Source organism: Virgibacillus sp. M23, from assembly GCF_034190895.1.
Taxonomy (GTDB): Bacteria; Bacillota; Bacilli; order Bacillales; family Amphibacillaceae; genus Virgibacillus; species Virgibacillus salarius.
The window spans coordinates 1-428 of the sequence record NZ_JAWDHA010000291.1; the positions used below are offsets into that span (position 1 = coordinate 1).

General features: G+C 36.2%; 1 protein-coding gene. It reads left to right on the top strand.

The genetic code is table 11. From position 1 onward, the window contains the following. Positions 1–258: 258 nt before the first annotated feature. Positions 259–428: response regulator (locus RVS70_RS22615; protein WP_321134980.1), on the top strand; the 170-nt coding region annotated here is incomplete at its 3' end.

Below are 428 nucleotides of genomic sequence, written 5' to 3' on the forward strand. Positions count from 1 at the left end.
TTGATAAAGACGCACTCCTGTGAGGGGAGGTTTCAATAAAGTTATCTTTTTTAAAAAAAGTTGACCAGCATGACAAAAGATAAACCATGGGCGGATAAAGGTGAAATGTGTGTTTTTTTTCTAAACCTTTATTTTTTTCATCTTTTGCCCTTAAACCGTTATAATAGACAAGGACCCATTCTTTACATGGGCCTTAAGTGATGAAACGAATGAGATATAGATGAAATGAAGTCATTCGGCAGGAGGAAAATCAAAATGATGGATAAAAAGATCCTTGTAGTAGATGATGAAAAACCGATTGCAGATATATTGGAATTTAACTTAAGAAAAGAAGGCTATGAGGTGCACTGTGCCCACGACGGAAACGAAGCCGTTGAAATGGTAGAAGAGCTTCAGCCTGATTTAATTCTTTTAGATATTATGCTCCC